Annotated in this window: 18 protein-coding genes; 10 read left to right on the top strand and 8 right to left on the bottom strand. The window is 59.7% G+C overall.

The features are described 5' to 3' along the window. Positions 1-13: 13 nt before the first annotated feature. The 5 genes from coaBC (at position 14) to slmA (ending at position 6,395) form a co-directional block, all read left to right on the top strand. On the top strand, positions 14-1,213 hold the full coding sequence (coaBC, locus tag Y5S_RS10115) for a bifunctional phosphopantothenoylcysteine decarboxylase/phosphopantothenate--cysteine ligase CoaBC (protein WP_035232727.1): 1,200 nt from the start codon (positions 14-16) through the stop codon (positions 1,211-1,213). A gap of 182 nt (positions 1,214-1,395) precedes the next feature. Then, positions 1,396-1,848, top strand: coding sequence for a dUTP diphosphatase (dut, locus tag Y5S_RS10110; protein ID WP_035232725.1), 453 nt, complete (start codon positions 1,396-1,398; stop codon positions 1,846-1,848). Positions 1,849-1,893: 45 nt separating this feature from the next. Then, positions 1,894-4,281, top strand: coding sequence for a phosphomannomutase/phosphoglucomutase (locus Y5S_RS20110; RefSeq protein WP_035232723.1), 2,388 nt, complete (start codon positions 1,894-1,896; stop codon positions 4,279-4,281). A gap of 196 nt (positions 4,282-4,477) precedes the next feature. Then, positions 4,478-5,377 (top strand): acetylglutamate kinase, encoded by a 900-nt coding sequence (gene argB, locus Y5S_RS10100; protein WP_035232722.1) that lies wholly within the window; start codon positions 4,478-4,480, stop codon positions 5,375-5,377. A 433-nt stretch (positions 5,378-5,810) separates the two neighbouring features. Beyond that, positions 5,811-6,395, top strand: coding sequence for a nucleoid occlusion factor SlmA (gene slmA, locus Y5S_RS10095; RefSeq protein WP_035232721.1), 585 nt, complete (start codon positions 5,811-5,813; stop codon positions 6,393-6,395). Positions 6,396-6,514: 119 nt separating this feature from the next. On the opposite strand, the gene Y5S_RS10090 is transcribed toward slmA, so the two are convergent. Genes Y5S_RS10090 through rph form a run of 3 tightly spaced genes read right to left on the bottom strand, consistent with a single transcriptional unit; the run spans position 6,515 to position 8,505 of the window. After that, a complete protein-coding gene (locus Y5S_RS10090; RefSeq protein ID WP_035232718.1) occupies positions 6,515-7,132 on the bottom strand; it encodes a hypothetical protein in 618 nt (205 codons plus the stop codon). Positions 7,133-7,134: 2 nt separating this feature from the next. Further along, on the bottom strand, positions 7,135-7,779 hold the full coding sequence (gene pyrE, locus Y5S_RS10085; RefSeq protein ID WP_035232951.1) for an orotate phosphoribosyltransferase: 645 nt from the start codon (positions 7,777-7,779) through the stop codon (positions 7,135-7,137). A 9-nt stretch (positions 7,780-7,788) separates the two neighbouring features. After that, on the bottom strand, positions 7,789-8,505 hold the full coding sequence (gene rph, locus Y5S_RS10080; RefSeq protein WP_035232715.1) for a ribonuclease PH: 717 nt from the start codon (positions 8,503-8,505) through the stop codon (positions 7,789-7,791). Between the two features lie 328 nt (positions 8,506-8,833). On the opposite strand from rph, the gene Y5S_RS10070 reads away from it, so the two are divergent. The 5 genes from Y5S_RS10070 (at position 8,834) to Y5S_RS10050 (ending at position 17,160) form a co-directional block, all read left to right on the top strand. Next, positions 8,834-9,697, top strand: a complete 864-nt coding sequence (locus Y5S_RS10070; protein WP_035232711.1) for a YicC/YloC family endoribonuclease — start codon at positions 8,834-8,836, stop codon at positions 9,695-9,697. A gap of 175 nt (positions 9,698-9,872) precedes the next feature. Next, positions 9,873-11,327 (top strand): Wadjet anti-phage system protein JetA family protein, encoded by a 1,455-nt coding sequence (locus tag Y5S_RS10065; protein ID WP_035232709.1) that lies wholly within the window; start codon positions 9,873-9,875, stop codon positions 11,325-11,327. Next, entirely contained in the window at positions 11,293-11,991 is a 699-nt protein-coding gene (locus Y5S_RS10060) for a DUF4194 domain-containing protein (protein ID WP_035232706.1), read from the top strand. Before Y5S_RS10065 ends, Y5S_RS10060 begins: the two co-directional genes overlap by 35 nt. Positions 11,992-12,394: 403 nt before the next feature. Further along, positions 12,395-16,048 carry an ATP-binding protein gene (locus Y5S_RS10055; protein WP_035232704.1) on the top strand — a complete coding sequence of 1,218 codons (3,654 nt, stop codon included), beginning with the start codon at positions 12,395-12,397 and terminating at the stop codon, positions 16,046-16,048. Continuing rightward, entirely contained in the window at positions 16,045-17,160 is a 1,116-nt protein-coding gene (locus tag Y5S_RS10050; protein ID WP_035232702.1) for a Wadjet anti-phage system protein JetD domain-containing protein, read from the top strand. Before Y5S_RS10055 ends, Y5S_RS10050 begins: the two co-directional genes overlap by 4 nt. 177 nt (positions 17,161-17,337) lie before the next feature. On the opposite strand, the gene Y5S_RS19480 is transcribed toward Y5S_RS10050, so the two are convergent. The 5 genes from Y5S_RS19480 to Y5S_RS10030 all read right to left on the bottom strand — a co-directional run bounded on the left by Y5S_RS19480 (position 17,338) and on the right by Y5S_RS10030 (position 22,257). Next, positions 17,338-17,595: a YhfG family protein gene (locus Y5S_RS19480; RefSeq protein WP_197055130.1), complete on the bottom strand. Its 258-nt coding sequence runs from the start codon at positions 17,593-17,595 to the stop codon at positions 17,338-17,340. Then, entirely contained in the window at positions 17,547-18,257 is a 711-nt protein-coding gene (locus tag Y5S_RS10045) for a M48 family metallopeptidase (protein ID WP_035232700.1), read from the bottom strand. Before Y5S_RS10045 ends, Y5S_RS19480 begins: the two co-directional genes overlap by 49 nt. 1 nt (position 18,258) lies before the next feature. Then, entirely contained in the window at positions 18,259-18,588 is a 330-nt protein-coding gene (locus Y5S_RS10040) for a helix-turn-helix domain-containing protein (RefSeq protein WP_035232698.1), read from the bottom strand. Next, positions 18,572-18,925, bottom strand: a complete 354-nt coding sequence (locus Y5S_RS10035; protein ID WP_035232695.1) for a toxin — start codon at positions 18,923-18,925, stop codon at positions 18,572-18,574. Before Y5S_RS10035 ends, Y5S_RS10040 begins: the two co-directional genes overlap by 17 nt. 203 nt (positions 18,926-19,128) lie before the next feature. Then, the gene (locus Y5S_RS10030) at positions 19,129-22,257 is read right to left on the bottom strand and encodes a type I restriction endonuclease subunit R (RefSeq protein WP_035232694.1); all 3,129 of its coding nucleotides are present in this window, start codon (positions 22,255-22,257) and stop codon (positions 19,129-19,131) included. Between the last annotated feature and the right edge of the window lie 6 nt (positions 22,258-22,263).

Raw genomic sequence — 22,263 nt, 5'->3', positions numbered from 1 at the left:
GAAGGGTTTTCGCATGCAACGACTGGTCAACAAACGCATCCTGCTGGGTGTCACCGGCGGCATTGCTGCCTACAAGGCGGCGGATCTGGTGCGCCGCCTGCAGGACGCTGGCGCACAGGTCCGGGTCGTGATGACCCAGGGAGCCTGCGAGTTCATTACCCCGCTGACCATGCAGGCGCTTTCCGGCAACCCGGTGCACACCACCCTGCTGGACCCGGCCGCCGAAGCCGCCATGGGCCATATCGAACTGGCCCGCTGGGCGGATCTGGTGCTCATTGCCCCGGCTTCGGCCAACTTCATGGCACGACTGGCCCACGGCCACGGCAACGATCTGCTCAACACCCTGTGCCTTGCCACCGGCGCCCCCATCGCCATTGCCCCGGCCATGAATCAACAGATGTGGGCCGACAAGAGCACCCAGCAGAATTTGCTGATGCTGCAGGAAAAAGGCGTACATGTATTCGGCCCCGGCTCCGGCAGTCAGGCCTGTGGGGATGTGGGCGCAGGGCGTATGCTTGAGCCGCTGGAGATCATTGAACAGGCTGCCGACGTTTTCGATTACGAACTGCTCACCGGCAAACATGTAGTGATCACCGCAGGCCCCACCCGTGAGGCCATTGACCCGGTGCGCTACATCACCAACAAAAGCTCCGGCAAGATGGGCTTTGCTCTGGCGGAAGCTGCCGCTGAAGCCGGTGCCCGTGTCACCCTCATCGCCGGCCCGGTGAACCTGCCGACTCCCAATCGCGTTACCCGTATTGACGTGGTACGCGCCATCGACATGTTTGAAACCTGCATGGATGTAGTGAGCGATGGCTGCGATGTGTTCATCGCCACCGCCGCCGTGGCGGATTACCGCCCCACCGTCACCGCCGATCACAAGATCAAGAAATCCACCGAGGAAATTCACCTTACCCTGGTGAAAAACCCGGACATCGTCGCGTCCGTCGCCGGGCACGAAAAACGCCCCTTCACCGTGGGTTTCGCTGCCGAGACCCAGGACGTAATGGCCTACGCGGAAGGGAAACTGGTCAACAAGAAACTGGATATGATCGCCACCAACGACGTATCTGGCAGCAACGTGGGCTTCAACAGTGATAACAATGCCCTCACCGTCATCTGGCCCGGCGGCCACAAAGTATTGCCGCTGGCCTCCAAAACCCAGATTGCCAAACAGCTGATTGAGTTGATCGCGATAAGGTATAAAGATTGACACAAGATGCCGGACGGCCAATGCCGGACGCTAAAATATAGCGCCTCTGGAATCCGGCACTTCGCATTTAATAGCGGGTTGCAACTGCAACGGCGGTGACACAACCCCATAACCGTTCGGACAGATGACGTTTGTTGCGTCAGGCATCAAGCGTCACGCGTCCAGCAATCAGGAACTGATCCATGAAACTGCAGTACCGCGTACTCGACCCACGACTGGGTGACAACATTCCGCTGCCCCATTACGCCACCGACGGCTCCGCCGGGCTCGATCTGCGCGCCATGGTCAAAGAGCCACTCACCCTGGCTCCCGGCGACACCCAACTGCTGCCCACGGGCATGGCCATTCACATCAGCGATCCGGGCTACGCCGGCATGATCCTGCCTCGCTCCGGGCTCGGTCATAAACATGGCATCGTGCTGGGCAACCTGGTGGGGCTGATCGATTCCGACTATCAGGGGGAGCTGATGGTGTCCTGCTGGAACCGTGGCCAGCAACCCTTCACCATTGAGCCCGGTGAGCGAATCGCCCAGCTGGTCATCGTGCCGGTCATGCAAGTCCAACTGGAACAAGTGGATACTTTCACCAGCACCGAACGTGGGAGCGGCGGTTTCGGACACAGCGGCCGACAATAACACTGTAGACCGGCAATAAAAGCGCAACCGCTTTGCGGAGGGGATATGGGGAAAAACAACAAGAACAACGCCAACACCAGTGCCATGAAACAATTGCTGCCGCTGATGCTGGCCGGCATGTTGGCCGTCATCGGCAGCATTGCCTCACTCTACACTTGGCTGAATAGCAGCGAACTTCAGCAGCAACAACAGAATCAGGCCACCATGGTGGCCAGCGCACTGGCACAGCAGGTCAATGGCTACCTTGTTGACACTCAGCACCAGCTGACTCTGATCAGTGAGCGGCCGGATGTAGAAAGCGCCCTCATTAACGGCACCGAAGCCAGCTTCAACGCCAGCCCCCACCTGTGGTTATCCAATGCCACGCTGACCCTGATTCCGCGGCGCGGCAACAACACCGACGCCCTCAGCTATACCGCCCAGGAACTACTCAAGCAAATTCGTCTGGGCAACCAGCCGTCACCCGCATTGATTGCCGGCAGCCCCCCGGAACTGGTCATAGCCCAGGCAACCAAGAATAAAAATGGCGTGCTTCTGCTGACCCGCTCACTGGCATCCCTGAACACCCTGATCCAAGCCAGCGTGCCCGCCGGCACCCAGGTCACCATCAAACACGGCAGCACCACCCTCTTTACCAGCACACAACAAGTCACGGGGGCCACCGCCACCGCGACGGCAGGCCCCATCTCTGTCAATTTCACCTTGCCCACCCCCAACAGCAGCCTATCCCTGCTGGCCGGCGTGGCGCTTGGTCTGTCCCTGGTCGTTCTGCTGGGGGCCACCTTGCTGGTCAACCGCTTGCTGGTTCGCGCACTACGTCAGGATGCCGCCGAGCTGATCCGCTATAACGATGAACTGGCTCGCCAGCCCGGCGTCACCGCCCGTAACCGTTTCCACTTTCCATTGTTCCAGACCGTTACCGATGCCCAGGCGAAATCTGCCGAAAAGCTGCGCAGCCGTAATGCCCCGGCTACCACCAAGGCCAAACCCAGCCAGGCAGTGGAAATCGAAGAGAGCGATGATGACGGCATCCTGCTGGTGGATGAACGTCAGGGCGAGAGTCTGCCGGAAGAAATTTTCCGCGCTTACGACATTCGTGGTGTTGCTGGCGTGACGCTCACCGCCCAGGGTGCTTACCTGCTCGGTCGCGCCATTGGCACCGAAGCCAGCGAAGCTGGCCAACAAACGGTGCTTGTGGCTCGCGACGGCCGCCTCTCAAGCCCGGAACTGACCCGCTCACTGATCAAGGGGTTGCTGGAATCCGGCCGTGATGTGATCAACCTGGGGCTGGTACCCAGCCCGGTGCTCTACTACGCCACCGAAGTCCTGGAGACACAAACCGGCGTCATGGTCACTGGCAGTCACAACCCGCCCACCCATAACGGCATGAAAATCGTTATCAAGGGCGAAACCCTGTATGGCGATCGCATTCAGGCCATCAGGACGCGTATCAGCACTGGCGATTTCAATGAAGGCCAGGGGCGCGAGCAAGAACTGGATATCAACGATCGCTACCTTGCGGATGTGACCAATGACATCGTACTGGCCCGGCCCCTGAAAATTGGCATCGACTGCGGCAACGGTGCCACTGGCGAGCTGGCTCCCAAAATGTTCACCCAACTGGGCTGTGAAGTGTCCGCCCTTTATACCGAAATTGATGGCAACTTCCCCAATCATGCCCCCGATCCCGGCAACCCGGAGAATCTGGCCGACCTGATTCGTCTGGTGGATCAGGAAAAGCTGGATCTGGGTCTGGCCTTCGATGGCGATGGCGATCGCGTGGCCGTCGTCACCAACCGGGGGGAGATCATCTGGCCAGACCGGCTGATGATGTTGTTCGCGCGCGATGTGTTGAGCCGCTCCCCCGGTGCCGACATTCTGTTTGATGTGAAATGCACACGCGCCCTCCCTGCCATTATCCGCAAGAGTGGCGGGCGCCCATTGATGTACAAGACCGGCCACTCCCTGATCAAAGCCAAAATGAAGGAAACCGGCGCCCCACTGGCCGGAGAAATCAGCGGCCACATCTTCTTTGCTGATCGCTGGCACGGCTGCGATGACGGCATGTATGCAGGGGCCCGCCTACTGGAAATCCTTTCGCTGCTGGACGATCCAGCCAGCCAGATTTTCAGCGGCCTGAAAACCGGCATCACCACTCCGGCCCTGTATATCGAGGTAGACGAAAGCCAGAAATTTACCCTGGTGGATGCGCTCAGCGCCCGCGCAGAACAGTTTGCCGGAGGACGACCCACTACCATTGATGGCCTGCGGGTAGACTTCCCCGATGGCTGGGGGCTGGTTCGCGCCTCCAACACAACCGCCTCATTGGTAGCCCGCTTTGAAGGGCGTGACGAAGAAGCTCTGCAGCGCGTAAAAACCCAGTTCCGCAATCACCTCAAAGCGGTAGATGAGAGCCTGACTCTGCCGTTTTGAGGTAGAATTGCCAGCGAACTAGTTGCAAGGGACAAGTTTCAAGTTGCAAAGCGCGTCCGGGCAGCTCATAACATCAGCGCCCTGCCCGCGCACCCGGTTTCAGCGCGGGCACCAGCAGCAACCATGACTACCGACATCGCTCGCGTTGTAACTTGCAACTTGAAACTTGCCGCACCAATCATTTCCAGGAGTACCAATGGACACCACCAGCGCGCATGACATTGCCCGCGTTCTGATCGAAGCGCTGCCCTACATCCAGCGTTTTGCCGGCACCACCGTCGTCATCAAATACGGCGGCAACGCCATGGAGAACGAAGAGCTGAAGAACAGCTTTGCCCGCGATGTGGTGATGATGAAACAAGTGGGCATCAATCCGGTCATCGTCCACGGTGGTGGCCCACAGATTGGCAGCCTGCTGGAGCGCCTCGGCAAGGAATCCAAATTCATCCAGGGCATGCGCGTCACCGATCGGGAAACCATGGACGTGGTGCAGATGGTGCTTGGCGGCCTGGTCAACAAGGACATCGTCAACCTGATCCAGCATAACGGTGGCCAGGCCATCGGCCTCACCGGCAAAGACGGTCGCCTGATCAAGGCCCGCAAGATGCTGCTCAAGGCACAGGACCAGGACAACCCGGCCCTGAAAACGTCCGAAATCATCGACATCGGCCATGTGGGCGAAGTGCAGGGCATCGACACCCGCGTGATTGACCTCTTCGCCGGCAGCGATTTCATTCCGGTGATCGCACCCATCGGCGTAGATGACAACGGCGTCAGCTATAACATCAATGCCGACCTGGTGGCCGGCAAAGTGGCCGAAGTCCTGCGCGCCGAAAAACTGATCCTGCTCACCAACGTGGCCGGCCTGAAAGACAAGCAAGGCAAGGTACTCACCGGCCTCACCGCCGACCGCGTCAACGAACTGATCAACGACGGCACCATCCACGGCGGCATGCTGCCCAAGATCGGCTGCGCCCTGGAAGCGGTCCAGAATGGCGTGCACACCTCGCACATTATTGATGGCCGAGTCTCCCACGCGGTACTGCTGGAGATTCTCACCGACAAGGGCATCGGGACGCTGATCAGCAAGGACTGAAAAAAACAGCTGCGAGCTACGAGCTGTCAGCTGTGAGAAAAAGCAACACCACGCTCCTGTGGGAGCCCATGCTTGCATGGCGATGAACGACGGGTTGCAAGTTACAAGTTTCAAGCTGCAAAGCGCGGGACAGGTTTTCATGTAGTACCAGGCCCCGCCCACGCAAACATCCCGCCGCGGACACAGACCATCACAACCGTGTGGACTGTACCGCGTTGCAACTTGAAACTTGAAACTTGCAACTTGCTTCTCACCCGCGGCAAAGGGGATTGCCGCATGAACAGACAGCGAACCGCTACAACTCGCAACAACAAACCGCAACAACAAGCCTGCAATCGTTGGGCGCGAACACAGCATGTGATATACCTCACAGCCACACTTGCGTTACAGATTGAAGCTTGTTGCTTGCAGCAAAAAACGGGAACGACATTTCATGACTGAAAAAAAACCGTCGCGTAAAGAGCAGATCCTGCAGTCGCTCGCCCACATGCTCGAAGCCGCACCCGGTGGCCGCATCACCACCGCCGGGCTGGCGCGGGAAGTAGGGGTATCCGAGGCGGCACTGTATCGGCACTTTCCCAGCAAAGCGAAAATGTTCGAAGGGCTGATCAGCTTTATCGAAGATGCCATTTTTTCACGCATCAATCGCATCACGGAAGAAGGTAGCGCAGCGGCCCAGGTGGAACAAATCCTGACGCTGATGCTGGCGTTCACTGAACGCAACCCTGGCATCACTCGTCTACTCACAGGTGACGCGCTCACCGGTGAAAACGAACGCCTGCACCAGCGCATCCAGCAGTTCTACGACCGGGTAGAAAACCAGGTCAAACAAGTACTCCGCGATGCCGAATTCAAGGAAGGCCTGCGCACTATCTCCACCCCCACCATCACCGCCAACTTGTTACTGGCCGTGGTAGAGGGCCGCATCGCCCAGTTCGTCCGATCCGGCTTCAAGCAAAAGCCCAGCCAGGACTGGCCTGCCCAGTGGGAACTGCTGGCACCAACCCTGTTCCGATAAGCCGTTGTGTAAAGAGTATCAGGAGTGCATCAACGCCCTGAATGCAAGAGGCCGCGCCAGACAACTCTGACGCGGCCTCTTGTTATTCGGCTTACCGTAGCCCGCAGCTACACAGCGCTCTATTCCTTGCTCGCTTTAATCTCGTTCAGCCGTTTGATGATCGGGCTGTATTCCTTGTTCACTTCACCAATCTCACGTTCGAAGCTCTCCAGCTTTTGCTGTGATGTGGCAATCTGACGCTTGAGTCGCTCCATCGCTTCCAGCACCACATCGGGAACCGGCTTACCTGCACGCTCACTGCGCGCCGCGGTAGAAATTTCGTCGTCCAGCTTCATCTCCAGCTGAGAAAGATTGTTATCCTCGTAGCTGATGCTCAACTTCAACGCATCGATTTTCCTGTCCCGGGCCCGCTCTGCATCATCCGGACCGGCATACAGTCGCAGCAGCTCTTCATCCTCACGCGCCTGCTGCGCTTGCTGAATTCTCCGCTGTCTGGCCTCTTCATCGTTGAGGTTAACCCCTTCCACCTCTTTCAGCACCCGTCCCTGGGCATCCAGCAGTTGATAACCACTGCGGATCGCATCATCAGTCAGAATACGGTTAAGGTGCACCACTCCATCCGGAGCGATGTGGCGGATATAGGTACCTTCTGGTCCCGCATCACTACCCTGCTTTCCTGACCAGGCCCACAACGGAACCGACACAGCCAGCGCCAGCACCAGGACAAGTTTCTTCATTATTATTCCACTCCGTAGCGCTCCCGGTAGGCACGCATCTGCGCGACTCGTGTTTCGCTATCCGGTTGTTGCTTCAGCCAGTCAATAATATCGCCCATACAAACGATACTGCCCACCGGCACCCCCAATGTTTTTTCGACCTCCTGAATCGCAGAAAGCTCCCCATTGCCTTTCTCCTGACGATCCAGCGCCACCATGACCCCCGCCATGGTCGCCTCTGTCTTCTCGAACATGGCCGCCACCTCACGGATGGCGGTGCCTGCCGTAATCACATCATCAATCACCAGCGCCCGTCCCTGCAAGGGCGCCCCGACCAACCAGCCCCCTTCCCCGTGATCCTTGGCTTCCTTGCGGTTGAAGGCCCAGGGCAAGTCCATGCCATGATGCTCAGCCAGCGCTACGGACACCGCCGCCACCAGCGGGATGCCCTTGTATGCCGGGCCAAACAGCATGTCGAACTGGATACCGGAGGCCACAATGGCGTCCGCGTAATAACGACCCAGCCGCGCCAGCGCCTCACCGGTATTGAACGTACCTGCATTGAAGAAATACGGGCTGGTACGCCCTGACTTGAGGGTGAACTCGCCAAATTTGAGCGCCTCGCGCTCCTCGGCAAAACGCAGAAAATGCTTCTTGTAGTTCTTCATGCTCATGACTTACCAACCCAGCGCGTCTTGTTGTGCCTTGATGATCTCGTTGATGCCTTTCTCAGCCAGGCCAAGCAGTGTATCGGACTGCTCACGGGTGAAGGGCGCGCCCTCCGCAGAGCCCTGGATCTCGATGAAGCCACCTTGCTGGGTCATCACCACGTTCATATCGGTGCCCGCATTGGAGTCTTCCGCATAGTCCAGATCCAGCACCGGGGTGTCTTTATATACGCCCACGGATACCGCACCCACCAGACCATTGAGCGGGTCATCCTTGATCTTCTTGGTTTCCAGCAGATGGGTAAAGGCATCCACCAGCGCCACACAGGCTCCCGAAATGGACGCGGTACGGGTACCACCATCTGCCTGAAGCACATCACAATCCAGATAAATGGTGCGCTCGCCCAGTTTGCTCAGGTCCACCGCCGCACGCAGGGAGCGGCCGATCAGACGCTGGATCTCCAGGGTACGACCACCCTGCTTGCCACGGGAGGCTTCACGGCCGGAACGGGTATGGGTAGAGCGCGGCAGCATGCCGTATTCCGCAGTCAGCCAGCCCTGACCTTTGCCCTTCAGGAAGCGCGGCACACCTTCTTCCACAGAGGCCGTGCACAGCACCTTGGTATTCCCGAACGCCACCAGCACGCTGCCTTCGGCATGAACGGTGTAATTGCGGGTAAAGCTCAGTTCACGCAGCTCATCATTGGCTCGACCGGAAGGACGCATGGGATCTCCTGAATCTGTGAAAAACGAAAGGTCGGCCATTGTAGCAAACACCGGCGCCAATGCCTTCCTTGCACCCACCTCTGTTACGACTAGACTAGAGACCCGGCACCGCCCACGGCACCAAGCGCCGTAGGAGCCTGCCTGCAGGCGAAAAACAAGACCAGAAGCGAGTAACGAGTTTCGAGTTGCGAAAACCGGGCTTTCCGACCGCCGGGTTTTGCCTTTCGAAACTCGCTTCTCGAGACTCGAAACTGCCTTTCGCCTGCAGGCAGGCTCCTACAGCGAAAGCCCAGGCGCCCCATTCCAAGCATAACAACGAGGTTCATCCATGATCTGCAGCATGACCGCCTTTGCCCGCGCCGACCGTCACCTGGAAGGCTTCAGCCTGGCCTGGGAGATCAAATCCGTGAACCACCGCTACCTGGAAGTGAGCCCGCGCCTGCCCGACACCCTGCGCGCCCTGGAGAACGGCGCCCGCGACAAGTGCCGCCAGGCCCTTGCCCGCGGCAAGGTGGAAATTACCCTGCGCTACCAGCAGATCGACAGCGACGTGGAGCTGGAGCTCAACGAGCCGCTGGTGAAAAAGCTCTCCGACGTCTCCCGCCGGGTCGGCGACCTGGTGCAGCACTCCGGCCAGGTGAACCCCATGGAAATCCTGCGCTACCCGGGCGTGCTCAGCAGCCAGGAACTGGATGTGGAACTGCTGCAAAAAGAAGCCCTCACCCTGCTCGACGAGGCCCTCAAGGCCCTCATCGACACCCGTGCCCGGGAAGGCGAGCAGCTCGGCAACCTGATCCTCGATCGTCTGGACGGCATCATGACTCAGGTTGAGATCGTCAAGGCCGCCATCCCGCGCATCAAAGAGGCTCAGCGTGAGCGCCTGCGCAAGCGCATTCAGGACGTAGTGGAGTCCCCGGACCCGGATCGTCTGGAGCAGGAACTGGTGATGCAGGCCCAGAAAATGGACGTGGACGAAGAGCTGGATCGTCTCGTCACCCACGTCAGCGAAGTGCGCCGCATCGTCAAGAAAGGCGGTCACATCGGCCGCCGCCTGGACTTCCTCATGCAGGAACTCAACCGCGAAGCCAACACCCTGGCCAGTAAGTCCGTGGACAGCGAAACCACCGCCGCCGCCGTGGAACTCAAGGTTCTCATCGAGCAGATGAGGGAACAGATCCAAAACATCGAATAACCCCCTCTCTCCCCCTGCCTGGGCGAACCACCCAACCCTGCCGGCAGCAGCGCCTTCGCCCAGGCAAGCTGGGCTCCTACAGAATCATCCCGGCCCACAACCCCCTTGGAGCCCCCCGCCCAACCTGATTAAATGGCCTATTACCCCGACGCCTCCCAACACCAGAAAGCGAGCCATGTTTTTCAGCGACGAGCGCGCCCAATTCTTCAAGCCCCTCACCGGCAAGTACCGCGAACAGGTGGTCGAATGCCTGCGCCTGCTGCACGAGCGGCTGTACAGCGCCAAGGCGGATTACGGCGAATCGCTCAAGCGCGACCAGGTGCTGGATGTGTTCAGCGAAGCCCTGGAACGGGCGCCGCTGCTGGACGGCGACGAAGACGGCGGCCGCTTTCGCAATAACCGCGAACAGGCCGGCTGGATCCTCAACCTGCTGGTGGAGCATGGCTGGCTGAAGCGGGACAAGGACGAGGCCTCCTTCCAGTCCACCTACCCGTTCAGCCGCACCGGCCGCCTGTTCACCCAGACCCTGGCCGAAGTGGACGGGCGCAGCGTGCGCACCCGCCACCGCAACACCCGCAACACCCTCAATGCCCTGGCCGCCTTCGTGGATCGCGGCGAGGTCTACGACCTGCTCGACGCCCACGAACATTCCGAGCGCATCATCGCCGACTTCACCGACATCATCGCCGAGCTGGAAGAACGAAAACGGGAACTGGTGAAAGAGGTGGAATCACAACAACTGGTCCAGCAGGCCAGCGACCAGTTCTTCGACTTCATGGAGAAACGCTTCCAACCAGACGTGGCCATCCGCATGTCCGCGGACAGCGTGGAAAAGCACCGCGACCGCATTCAGAACACCATCGAACAGATCAAACGCAAACCGAAAGCCTGGAAAGGCAATGCCGAAAACGAACTGCGCCGGCTCGCCCCGGACCTGATCGTCAGCCAGGATGCCTCGGTACTGTTCCAGCTGCTGGACAGCATCGAGATGCGCATGCGCAACGCCTCGGAAATCATGCTGCCGGCCCTGCGCCGCACCCTGCAGGGCTTCACCCGCCGCGCCGACATCATCATCCGCCAGCTCAGCTACCTGCACAGCCAGAAGCACAACGATATCGTCGGCCTGTGCAAGGAACTGTCCGAGCTGGATGAAGCCACTTACAACGAACGACTGCAGCAGGCCGGCGATGCCCTCGCCAGCCTGCACCTGGGCTTTGTGGACCCCGCCCAGGTCCGCCTGCGCGAACAGCGCAGCCAGCGCGTGGTGCACAGCCGCATGGTGGAACTGGATGACCCGGATGCCGACACCCTGCGCGAACTGGCTACCCAGCAATTGCTGGAAAAGGCCTTCAACATCAATGGTGGCGCCCTGCGCGATTACCTGCGCGATGCCCTCGGCGCCAGCCGCCGCATCGACAACCGCGACCTGCCCATCAACAACGCCCGCGACCTGCTGGCCCTGAGCCACGTGATCGAACTGGGCAGCGCCGACCACGCCGCCAACGGCTTCCGCCTGCGCATTACCCCCACCGACCCCATCACCGACGAACACTACTTTGTGCGACGTGATGGTTTCCTGCTGGAACTGGAGCACGATGAGCCAAGCACCGCTACAACACGCCCTGAGTGAAGCCCTCAACGCCCGTGGCGTCACTCAGGCGCAATTCTCGGAACTGATGATCCGCCTGCTGGATCACGGCGTGCTGTGCCGCAGCGAAAGCAAAAAGGAAGCGGAACTCTACGACCGCTACCTGCAGATTCCCGAACTGGTGGAAGACTACCTGAGCGTGCTGCACATCCGCCTGCATCATGAACGCCGCTTCACCTCCCTGCGCCTGTTCCCGCCCGGCGCCGAGATCCCCGGCGAAGCGGACAGCGACGACGGCTTCAACAGCGGCCTGCGCAACCGCCTCAGCCAGCAGGAAGTGGCCCTGATCCTGGTGCTGCGCGCCGAATACGACAAATCCCTGCGTGACGGCCAGATCGACGAACACGGCCAGGCCACCCTGCCCCTGGAAGCCATCAACCTGGCCAGCAAAAACCTGCTCGGTCGCCCGCTCCCGGAAGGCCGCACCGAACGCGACGCCCTGTTCCGCCGCATGCGCCAACTACGCCTGATCCGCAGCGACGGCGACAACAGCCTGGAAGACAACGAAACCTGGCTCACCATCCGCCCGGACATCACCAGCCTGGTCACCGACACCGTCCTCTCCCAACTCCTCGGCGAAGGCGCACGCCCAGCCAGCAACGACGACGCCGAAGAGCCCTCAGAAAAAGACGAGGGCGAACAATGATCACCCCCAACGCGCCTACAAACACAACCAACACCCCACCGTGGGAGCGGTGGTTCCGCCGCGAAAGCCCAGCCTTTCCCTGTGGGAGCCTGCCTGCAGGCGATCTTTACTCCAACACCTCCCGTAGGAGCGTCGCTCGCGGCGCGATTCCCAACGCCAAAAATCGCGCCGCCAGCGACGCTCCTACAAGAAAAACGATCACCTGTGGGAGCTCTCTGTGCCCTTGCGGTATGCCTGCAAGCGATTCCTCCCCCCATCGCCAGCAGGCTAGCTCCCACACAAAACCAAACAACCCAACAACGCACCCCACACTCATTCTGACTGTGGGAGCTTGCTTGCAAGCGAATAACGCCCAATTCGCGTGCAAGCACGCTCCCACAAAAAATCGCAAACAGGTCCACCCATGTATTTAAAACGCTCCATCACCGTCAACTGGGGCAACCTGCCCCCCGGCGAACTGGAATACGGCCCGGTGAACCTGTTCTCCGGCGGCAACGGCTCCGGCAAGACCACCGCCGCCGACGCCCTGCAAACCCTGATGACCGCCGCCCACGACAACCTGTTCAACTACAACCCGGGGCAGGACGAAACCACCCAGCGCGGCCGCGGCGGCAAACAGGTACGCACCCTGGCCTCCTATGTGCTCGGCTGTGACGACGGCGCCTACGCCCGCCCGTATGACAGCGACGGCTACATCGCCGGGGTCTTCCACCCCACCAAGGGCGAAACCGCCGAACCCTTCACCGCCGTCATCGGCGTGCGCGCCCACCTGGACAAGGCCGGCAGCACCAGCCAGGCCCGGCAGCAGGAACTGCTGCTGATGATCGTCCCCGGCGAAATGCTCAACCTGTCCCACTTCGTACGCGAATACGGCGGCGAAAAAGCCACGGTGCCGATCACCGAGATCGCCAACCAGCTGCGCCAGCAGTTCGGCAAAAAAAACGTGGAAACCTACGACAAGAAAGGCCAGTACCTGGCGCGCCTGTACGGTGCCCTGCGCGGCAAACGCGATGCCGTCTCCCAACAGGAAGCCAAGAACGCCGCCCGAACCTTCGCCCGGTTCATGGCCTACAAACCGGTGGAATCCATCAACCAGTTTGTCGCCAGCGAAGTGCTCGAACCCCACGACATGGGCGACACCCTGCGCCGCATCCGCGATCTCATGCGCACCGTCCACGGCATGGCCGAAGAAGCCGAACAACTTCAGCAGAACGTGAACCTGCTCGCCCAGGCACAGAGCCACACCGACACCTACCTGGACACCTGGCTGGAACGCACCACCCAGGCCTACGGCGCCGCCGCTCAACAATTTCAGCGCAACCAGAAACAATATCTGGAAAAGAAAGAAGAGCAGAACAGCCTTAGACAACAGCAGGAAGGCAACCGCGAAGAAGCCGAACAGGTACAGCAGCGCCTCGACCAGGCTCACGCGGAACTGGTGGAGCTGCAAGCGCGCATCCTCGGCATCCCTGCCCTGCGCGACAAACAGCAACTGGAAAAGCAGCTGGCCGACCTGACCCAACAACTCCAGCAAGGCGCTCGCCCGCTCCTTGAACAAGATCAGCAACGCAACAAAAACCTGGAAGCCCTGCGCAACATCCAGGGCCTGCTGGCCCGCCACAGCATCGAACTGGAACTGCCCAGCTTCGCCAGCAAACACTGGCGCAACACCAGCAAGGCGCTGCTCACCGAACAGAGCAACGCTCTGCCGGACCTGAACCAGATGCTGGCGCGGGACTGGATCGACCTGTCCCCACTGGAAGACGGCCTCACCCGGGTGCGCAGCGAACAGCAGCTGCACAACCAGCTGGCCGAACAACTGCACAGCGAACGGGAAGACAAACCCGGCCAGGAAGCACTCTCCGTTGCCCAGCGACTGGACCGCATCGTCAACAAGCGCGGCCAGGCCCTGGAAACCCTGGACCAGCAGCAAAAGAAAATCGAACAACAGATCCGCAACCTGGAATCCAAACGGGTGAACTACCCGCAGGATGTGGAGATCGCCATCCACGCCATCCGCCAGGAATGTCCCCAGGCAGAACCGCGCGTGCTATGCGATCACGTGGAAGTGCAGGACCCGGACTGGCAGATGGCCATCGAAGGCTACATCGGCGGCGCCCGCTTCGGCATTCTGGTGGAACCCGACCATGAAGCCGAAGCCATCCGCATCGTCCGCCGACTCAGCGGCAAACAACGCAACCGCGCCCGCGTGATTCAAGGCGAACAGGCCCGCCGCGATGCAGAACGGGTGCAGTTGCCCGACGACTCCCTGTTCCACGCCCTGCGCTTCAGCCACCGTACCGCCGAGCACTACCTGAAAGCCTCCTACGGCAGCGTGGTGTGTGTGGAAGACGCCGAAGCGCTACGCCGCACCCGACGCGGCATCACCGCCGATGGCCTCGGCTCCGGCGGTTACGCCATGTTCCGCTGCGACCTGCCCGATAGCGATCTGGTATTCGGCGAAGCCGCCCGCGAACGCAACCTGCACGCCCAGCGCAACGCGCTCATGGAACTGCAGGATAACTACCAGCGCGCCGCTGACGATTATCAGTCCGTGCGCCAACTGCACACCCAGGTCAAAGCCTTCCAGCCCCTGCACTGGGTCAACGCCGCCACGCAATTGCTCGACGCCCAGCGCCAGCTACAGGAAAACGAAAAGGCCCTGGCCACCCTGGACCTGAGCGATCACGAAGCACTGGAAGAAAAGCAGCAACAGGCCAAGACCCTGCATCAGGAACTGGAAGCCAAACAGAAGCAGCTCACCGAAGAGAACGGCAAGCTCAGCGAAAAACTCAGCGCCTGCCGCAAGATCATCAGCACCCTGGCCGACCAGAGCGAACGCTTTCAGGAAGCCCAGGAAGAAGCCGAAGCCAACCTGCACGGCTGCACAAAATACTGGCCGGGGCTCGATGTGGAACCGCGCATCGAAGCCATGGATGAGCGGCTGCAAAACGCCCACGGCGACATCGACTTTATTGCCGAAGAAGAAGCGCTCACCGGGCAGCTCAGCAGAACCTTCATTGCACTGGAAAAAACCCTGGACCACTACAACCAACAGGCCCAGCCCGCCGACCAGATCCTGGCAGACAGCGCCGACGCCCTGCACAGCGCCCCGTTCTTCGGCCATGTGCAAAGCCTGCACCAGCAACTGGACAACCTGCACAACCGCCTGCGCAACAACGTGCTGCTGGAAAAGCAGGAAAAACTCACCAGCCTGCGCGACACCTTCAACACCACCTTCGTCAGCGACCTGTGCAGCCAGATCCACCAGGCCATCCAGGACGGCGAACGTATCCTCAAGAGCCTCAACAGCGAACTGGAACACCACCAGTTCGGCGCCGACCGCGAGCGCTTTGAATTCGACTGGCAGTGGATACCGGAATACAAGGAATACTGGAACTTCTTCAAGGAAGTCATCGACATTCCCAACCTGGGCGACGGCACCAGCCTGTTCGACACCCCCCTGTCCGCCAAGGCCGAAGCGGTGCGCGACCGCCTGCTCAACCTGCTGCTGGACGGCGACGAACAACAGGCCCTTCGCGAACTGGAACGGATCAGCGACTACCGCCGCTACCGCCAGTACGACATCCTCAAACACCCGCAGGGCAAACAGCCCATCAGCCTCAGCCAGTACGGCACCGGCTCCGGCGGGCAACTGGAAACCCCGGCCTACATCATCCGCGCCGCCGCCATCACCAGCGCCTTCCGCTTCAACGAAGGCGACAGCCACCTGCGCATGGTCATCGTCGACGAAGCCTTCATGCACATGGACGAAAGCCGCTCCAAGAGCGTCATCAACTACCTCACCAACACCCTGGGCCTACAACTCATCTTCATCATGCCCACCAGCAAGGCCGGCCCCTTCCTGGACCTGATCAGCAACCAGTTCGTATTCAGCAAAGTCCCCAGCCCCATGGCCGTGGGCGAACTCAACACCCGGGTGCTGGTAGACAGACAACAACTCAACCAGGAACGCATCAGTGAACTGTGGGAGCAACACAGAAGAGTGATTCGCCAGCAAGGGGCACTGGACTTCATGGATGAGATCAGCCCATGACCACGCCCATCTGGCTCAAGGACGAGCCCTGGCTGGCCAAGTGGCTAGGCTGGTTTCTGGACAAGCTGGATAACCGTGATGGCGAGCCATCCCAGCGCGCCATCACCCGCCGTATCAAGAAAAGCACTCTGCCGGCACTCTACGACTTCAACGAAGACACCCAAGGCCGCTGGCAACTGCTACAACACATCGCCCGCGAGCACCGCATATTCGAGATCGTTCTCGACAACAAACGCAGCGCCTTCCAGGAACCCTACGAAAACGCCCAGTGCCGCCTGAACCCGGACTGCGAAGCACTACTAAGAGAATGGCTGAACCGCCCCCAACAAGACCCGCTGGCACAGGCATGGCAACAGGCCATCAACGAGCACGCCGCCACCTTCACCGACAACGGCGAAGCCCTGCTAAACCAAAAGCCACAGATTCCCGGCCTCACCCCGGCAGAGATCGTCAGCGCCTTCGCCAGCGTCGAGCCCTACCTTAACCAGAACTTAACCCTGCGAGAAATCGCCGCCCGCTGTTTCAACGGCGACTCAAAGACGCTGGACAACCGCTTTGAGCTACTGCTCAAACTCTACCGCGACAACGCCAACGGCATCCAACCCCGGCCACTGCTCCTCACCGCCTGGGCGCCACCCGGCTTCACTAAACTACTCATCGTCGAAAACCAGGACAGCTTCCTCCGCCTGGTCGAAAACCCACCCGAAGACTACGCCCTGCTCTATAGCGGCGGCTTCCGCGCCAGCGCCACCCGCCTGAGCAGCGAACACACCCGCTTCGCCTTCCTCCCCGGCAGCGACCCGAAGCGGTTCAAACAACGCTGGCTGGATAAACGAACGCAATGCTACTTCTGGGGCGACCTGGACTTCGCCGGCATGGGCATCCTGAAAGCATTAAGAAACAGCCTCCCCAACCTGCAAGCCTGGCAACCGGGCTACCAACCCATGCTGGAAATCCTCAATACCGGCGGCGGCCACACCCCACAACAAACCGGCAAAACCGCCCAAACCGACCCCGGCACCACCGGCTGCCCCTACACCGACACCATCTTGCTCCCCGCCCTCAGGCAACACGGAAAATCCGTAGACCAGGAAGCCATCCACATCCAGTAGGGCACTCCGCCGTAGGAGCTTGCCTGCAAGCGAAACAGCCTCGACTTACACACCAATCGCCAGCAGGCTAGCTCCTACGGCGCGGCAAGCCCGAAAGAGTTACGAAGAAGAAGCCCAGGAAGGCAGCGTATAGGGCGAAGGGGCAGAAATAGATATCCCAGCGAAAATGGCTAAAGGTCATCTCTGCCGGGAATGAAAACGTACCGCTTCTTGCTTCGATGAAAATCGTGGTTCAGGCGCCTTTTCGGGAACATCAAAACCTTCCAGCCTCAAGCTCGCTGCATAATTGCGACGGCGAACGCTGGCGAAATAGGCTTTTTTGGTTTTTAAAGAGGGAGAAATCATCACGTCACCTCGGACAAATTCATCATGTTGTTGAGTGGCTTTTACAACACAACCATCACATGCCCATTCCGCTTCAGCCAGTCTCGGCATTCTTCAAAATCCGGTAAGACTCTGCCCACCTCGCCCCAGAACTGCGGCGAGTGATCATGGCGAATCAAATGACACAGCTCATGTACCACCACGTAATCCACCATCCGATTCGGGGCCATCATGATCTGCCAGTTGAATTGCAGCTCGCCTTTTGCGGTACAGCTACCCCAGCGGGATTTGAAGGTTTTGATAGACACATTGGGGACAGTGACGCCCACCTGCGGTGCCCAGCGGATGACTTTTTCTTTTAGCTTCGTTTCGGCCTGGCGCTTGTACCAGCGAATCAGGGCGTTGCGAATCATGTGGGGTTGTTCCGCGCCCTGGGGCAAGGACACCAGCAAACGCCCCTGCACCAGCTTCACGGGAGCAAAGTGGCCTTTTTCCACTTTCAGGCGGTAGTTACGGCCCAGGTAGGAGAAGGACTCACCGGACACGTAACGTTTTCTGCCGGGCGGCGTCATCTCCTGGTGAAGCGCGATCTTTTCCTTGATCCAGCGACGTTTGGAAGCCAGAAACTCGCTGACCCGCTCTGGTGAGGTGTCTACCGGCACCACCACGCTCACCGCGCCGTCCTCCACACGAATATCTGCAGACTTGCGCCGGTTGGTGCGGATCACTTCGGCAATGAAACCATTGCCATCGATAAATTCGGGACGCTTCAAGCTACAGCTCTCTGATCCAGTCCAGGGTTTCCGGGTGGCGCTGAATCAGTCGCATCAGGGTGGCCGAGCCCTGGTCTGGCTTGCCACGGTCCTGCTCCCAGCGCTCCAGTGTGCGCACACTCATGCGCAGCATGTTGGCGAAGATCGGGCGGGACACTTTCAGGCTTTCCCGCAGTGAACGAATTTCTGCGGCGGTAATTTCCAACGGGTCTTTCAATTCCAGTTCGGTGGTCTGCAGGGTTTGCTTGCCCTGCCGGGCATCCTGCAACGCCTCAAAGCCTTCGGTCAGTTCACCGAAGATATCGCGTTTTTTGTCAGTCTTCTTTGCCATGACGTCTTGCCTCCACCTCTCGCGCCAGCAGCGCCTTGAGGGCTTTCTTCTGGTCGGCGGTTAAATCGGCTGCCTCATCCTTGTCATACAGGGTGAACAACCAGAACTGCGCGCCACCGGCATACCAGTAATAGATGATCCGCACCCCGCCACGTTTACCCTTGTTGCGCTTCTTGTCTACCCAGCGCACCTTGCGCAGCCCGCCCGTGCCCTGAATCACATCGCCCATGTGGGGCGATTCCAGCAACATGGCCTGGAGCAACCGGTATTCCTCGTCTTTCAGGTAGTCCGCCCGGAGGCGGCTGAAGGGCGGCAGCTCGACAAACAGCGCCTTCATGGGGTGCTCGGCTCAAAGTATACGCGATTCGCGTATATCAACAAGTCACCGACTGTCTCCGACAGCCCATCAGCATACAAAGCCATCCTTGGCTCCTTGTATTTCAATCAGTTAGCAAGACCTTTCCCTGTGGGAGCTTGCCTGCAAGCGAATGTCCTTTTCGCGTGCAGGCACGCTCCCACAGTGGAGCACTTCCCCGGCGCCTACCGAAACTTGGTCTTCGCCAGATCCATAAACCGCTCCTGCACCACATTCACAATCGCCTTGTCGCCGAAGCTGCAGTCCAGGATCGCCCGCTTGATGGCTTTCTTCATGCGCTTGATCTCTTCGCCTTTCTTGAAGAAATCCACGATCTGGGTGGCTTCGTCGAACATCTCCACCAGCGCCTGGGTGGTGGTCTTGATCTCGTCCTCGACGCTTTCGCTCACCACCTCATCTCCGGTGTGGCGCACCACTTCCGACATCAGGATGCGGAAGAAGGCCATCTCGGTTTCATCCAGCCCCTTCTCGTTCCCTTCCTGCTTGCGGGTACTTTCAATGGAGCCAACCATATCCAGCAGCAGCTCCAGCTGCTGATCCCACTTACCGTTGGTCTTCTCGATAATGTCGCGTAGGCGCAGGCTCAGGGACTTGTAGTATTCCGGGTCTTCGTCGAGCTTTACGGTAATGTGGTGCCTGATGGCGCTCTCGATTTCGGAGGCGCGGGATTCCGGGGATTTGATCTGCTCCACAGATTCGCGGAAGTTGGCGGCCATCAAGTCCACCGGCGGGATCTTCGGGTCAACGCCGGTGCTTATGATGTGCTCATCCACCAATTGCCGCACCTTCTCGCCGGCATCGGCGATATTCAGGCCCGGGTCGCGGTAGCGGTTGCGGGCGGCGTTCTGCACCTTGCCCCACAGCTTCAAGTCGGAAATAAACGGCTTGGCCGCCGGGTCGGGCAGCACCACGTCCATCTGCCTGGCAAAGCGCTTGTAGGCCAGCTCGAACTGCTGGCGGGTATCTTCGTCCTTGAGGAACAGCACGTAGTCATCAATATCCGAGCCCTTAAGGCCACTGAACACCTGCGCCACCCGCGTATGCGCCGCCTTCAGCTTGGGGATCTCGTCCTTCAGGGTGACATAGGTGCCTTCCACGTCATCGCTGCTGAACTGCTCCAGCGCCTCGGTGAGGTAATCGGACAGGCCGTAGTAATCCACCACAAAGCCTGCCTGTTTGCCCTTGTAGGTTCTGTTCACCCGCGCAATGGCCTGCATCAGGGTGTGATCCTTCAGGCTGCGGTCGATGTACATCACCTGGGCAATGGGGGCATCGAAGCCGGTGAGCAGCATGTCTTTCACAATCAGGAAGGCCAGCGGGTTCTCGTTCAGGGGCTTCTTGAAGGCATCGATGGCCTGCTTCTGCTGGGCCTTGTCGGTGTACTTGGCAATGTAGCCCTCATCATTGTGGCTACCACTGATAATCACCTCGGACGGTGGCGCGCCCAGTTCATCCAGGGTCTTCTTGTACACCGTGGCCGCATGGCGGCTGCCCACCACCACCATGGCCTTGAAGCCATTGGGCTGGATATGCTCCCGGTAGTGCTTGAGCAGATCCAGGCACACCCAGCGAATCCGCGCCGGGGCTTCGCGCACCGCCCGCTCTACGCCGTACTTCTTCTTGATCTCGCGCTTCTCGTCGTCGCTCTTGTCCTTGAAGTATTCGTCGAACAGCTTGTCCAGGGATTCACCCACCACCTCGGTCTGGGCCTGGCGGCCTTCGTAGATGATGCGCACCGTAGCACCGTCTTCCACCGCCTCATTGATCTTGTACTGATCAATGTAGCCACCAAAGGCCTGATCCATCTTCTGGGTCTTCAGCAGCGGGGTGCCGGTAAAGCCGATCTTGGGGGCATTGGGCAGGGCCGCGTTGATGGTGGCGGCCAGGCCGCCGAACTGGGTACGGTGGGCCTCATCAGCCAGCACAATAATGTTTTCACTAGGATTCAGATCCGTGAAATCACCCTCAGCCTCCGCATCCTGAAACTTCTGCACCATGGCCGTGACAATGTCAGAGGCATCCTTGGTCAGCAGCTCCTTCAGTTTGGCCACTGAATTGGCGTTATGGATGGTTTCGTTCTGGGCAGCGCGGAAAGTGGCGGAGAGCTGAGTATCGAGCTGGGTACGGTCGGTGACGAACACCAGCTTGTACTTCTGCAATTCCGGGTCGCGGCGCATCTTCACCGCCAGCATGACCATGGTCAGCGACTTGCCCGAGCCCTGGGTGTGCCACACCACCCCGGATTTGTCTTTACGGGTAGTGCCGTTCTTCAGCCGCTCGATCACCTTGTTCACCGCCCGGTACTGCTGATAACGGGCCACCTTCTTGATCAGGCGGCCTTCCACCGGTTCGAACAGGATGAAGTTGCGGATCAGATCGAGGAAGGTGTCGCGGCTGAACATACCCATGAGCAGGCGCTGCTGGGCGGAGATATCGCTCTGACCGGCTTCGCCTGCACCACTGGCCGCAGCCATCGCTTTCGCCTGCTCCAGATACGCTGTGGAAGGCACATCTTCAATCTTGCTGGCCGCATTTCCGCCAGTCGTTACGCTCCCTGCCTCCGGTTTCTTCAACAACCCACGGATATCCGTATCCGTATAGGGGTAAGCATCCTTCCAGTCGCCGTAATGCTGTGCCATGGAACTGATGGTGCCGACCCGGGCCTGATCCCGGCAGGTGGACACCATCAACTGGTTATACCAGAACAGCTTCTGCGCCCCTTCGTCATCTTCCGGGCGGCGCAGGTTGGCGTAGCGGCGCAGCTGGTTAATGCCCTCGCCAATGGCATCGGCCACATAGGGCGATTTGCACTCGATCACGGCCAGCGGCAGGCCATTCACGAAGCAGACAATATCCGGAATGATGTTCTGGTTGAGCCCTTCCACCTTGAACTGGCTGGTGCAGAGGAAGTCATTGTTGGCGGGGTTGTCGAAATCGATAACGGTGACGGTCTGGCCCTTGCGGCCGGCACCCAGATCCTGCTCCACCGAAATGGCGTGATCGCCAGTGCAGCAGAGCATTTCCCACAAGGCCTGGTTGTATTCAATCAGACCGGCAAAATTCGGGTGAGTGAACTCACGCAGCACCTTGCGCAGGTTTTCCTCACTGATCCACGGGTTCAGGCGGCGCAGGGCAGCCTCCAGCCGTTTCCCCAGCACCACATCCCGGTAATAGCTGCGCTCATCCCCCGGCTGCCCCGGCGCCAGCTCGGCACCGGGCACAAAGGCCCAACCCTGCTGCTTTAGCTGCGCAATGGCAGGGATTTCGACTTTTTCGGCTTCGTCCTGAAACATAACGGG

Source organism: Alcanivorax nanhaiticus (assembly GCF_000756665.1).
Taxonomy (GTDB): Bacteria; Pseudomonadota; Gammaproteobacteria; order Pseudomonadales; family Alcanivoracaceae; genus Alcanivorax; species Alcanivorax nanhaiticus.
Note: the sequence above shows the minus strand (reverse complement) of the source record. Positions and strands in the feature narration are given on the sequence as shown.